Origin of the sequence: Salipiger sp. HF18 (assembly GCF_011806505.1) — a bacterium.
In the GTDB taxonomy this organism is placed as follows: domain Bacteria; phylum Pseudomonadota; class Alphaproteobacteria; order Rhodobacterales; family Rhodobacteraceae; genus Salipiger; species Salipiger thiooxidans.
On the sequence record NZ_JAATOS010000601.1, the window covers coordinates 1 to 2,193 of the forward strand.

The window sequence follows — 2,193 nt, forward strand, 5'->3', positions numbered from 1 at the left end:
CGGGCCACCACCTTCTTGGTGCCGGCCTTCTCGAAGGCGATCTCGAGCTTGTCGCCCTCGATGCCGATGATCTCGCCGTAGCCGAACTTCTGGTGGAACACCCGCTGGCCCATCTCGAAGGCCGAGACCGCCTGCAGGTCGATGATGGTGTTGCGACTCTCGCGCGGCTGGCTCACCGGGCGCTGGGTCGAACGCTCCTGCAGGCGCTTCCAGCCCGGAGAGTTGTAGACATTGGCCTCGGCGGCGCGGGTCTCGAGCCCCGAGCCGGTGCCATAGGCCGCCGCGGCACCGTAGCCGCCGCCGTAGAGACCCGGCGGCGTCAGCACCTCGACATGTTCCTCGGGCAGTTCGTCGATGAAGCGCGAGGGCAGCGCCGACTGCCACTGACCGAACACCCGCCGGTTGCCGGCAAAGGAAATTGTGCAAAGCTCTTCGGCCCGGGTGATCCCCACGTAGGCGAGGCGCCGCTCTTCCTCGAGCCCCTTCACCCCGCTCTCGTCCATGCTGCGCTGCGAGGGGAACAGGCCGTCCTCCCAGCCGGGCAGGAACACGGCGGGAAACTCGAGCCCCTTGGCCGCGTGCAGGGTCATGATCGAGACCTTGGCGCCGGCCTCCTCGCTCTCGTTGTCCATGATCAGCGCGACGTGCTCGAGAAAACCCTGCAGGTTCTCGAACTGCTCGAGCGCCTTCACGAGTTCCTTGAGGTTCTCGAGCCGCCCCGGTGCCTCTGGCGTCTTGTCGGCCTGCCACATGGCGGTGTAGCCGCTTTCGTCGAGGATCATCTCGGCAAGCTCCATGTGGGTCACCCGCGGACGGCCGCGCCGGGTGCCGCCGACCACGAAGGCGGGCTCGTCGTCGATCACGTCGGTCGGATCGTCGCCGTCGATCTCGCCCGGGCGAAGCACCGGCCCGAGCATGGTCTCGCGCCAGCGCGCGAGGTTCTCGCACAGCAGCCGCAGCTGGCCCCCGCCCTTGCCCTTGATGCGCTCTTCCTCGACCGCGATGCGGGCGCCCTCGATGAGGCTCACGCCGAATTCGCGGGCGGTGTGCTGGATCACCTGCTGGGCCTTGTCGCCGAGCCCGCGCTTGGGGGTATTGACGATGCGCTCGAAGGCAAGGTCGTCGTCGGGCGAGACCACCAGCCGGAAATAGGCCATGGCATCGCGGATCTCGAGCCGCTCGTAGAAGCGCGGCCCGCCGATCACCCGGTAGGGCAGACCGATGGTCAGGAAGCGGTCCTCGAAGGCGCGCATCTGGTGCGAGGCCCGGACGAGAATCGCCATGTCGTCGAGCGAATGCGGCCGGATGCAGCGCGTGCCCTTCTGCAGCGCCTCGATCTCCTCGCCGATCCAGCGCGCCTCTTCCTCGCCGTCCCAGTGGCCGATGAGACGGACCTTCTCGCCGCCATCGGCCGCGGTCCAGAGCTCCTTGCCGAGACGGCCCTCGTTGCCGCGGATCACGCCGGAGGCGGCGGCAAGGATATGCGCGGTCGAGCGGTAGTTCTGTTCCAGCCGCACCACGTGGGCGCCGGGGAAGTCCTTTTCGAAGCGCAGGATGTTGCCGACCTCGGCGCCGCGCCAGCCGTAGATCGACTGGTCGTCATCGCCGACGCAGCAGATGTTCTTGTGCGCCCCCGCCAGCAGCCGCAGCCACAGGTACTGGGCGACGTTGGTGTCCTGGTACTCGTCCACGAGGATGTAGCGGAACCAGCGCTGGTACTGTTCGAGCACGTCCTGGTGGGTCTGGAAGATCGTCACCATGTGCAGCAGCAGGTCGCCGAAGTCGCAGGCGTTCAGCTCGCGCAGGCGGGTCTGGTATTGCTCGTAGAGTTCGGTGCCGCGGTTGTTGAACGCCGAGGCCTCGGAGGCAGGCACCTTGGTCGGAACCCAGGCCCGGTTCTTCCAGTGGTCGATCAGCCCCGAGAGCTGGCGGGCGGGCCAGCGCTTCTCGTCGATGTTGTTGGCGGCGATGAGCTGTTTCAGCAGCCGGATCTGGTCGTCGGTGTCGAGGATGGTGAAGTTCGACTTCAGCCCCACCAGCTCGGCATGGCGGCGCAGCAGCTTGACGCAGATCGAGTGGAAGGTGCCGAGCCACGGCATGCCTTCGATCTGCTGGCCGAGCAGGCGGCCCACCCGCTCCTTCATCTCGCGCGCGGCCTTGTTGGTGAAGGTCACCGACAGGATCTCGTTCGGG

The 2,193-nt window shown here is 67.3% G+C and carries 1 protein-coding gene; it reads right to left on the reverse strand.

The annotated features are described in order from the left end of the window. Positions 1-2,193, reverse strand: a 2,193-nt coding sequence (locus HC022_RS24705) for an ATP-dependent helicase (protein ID WP_167454156.1), incomplete at both ends; no start/stop codon positions are given.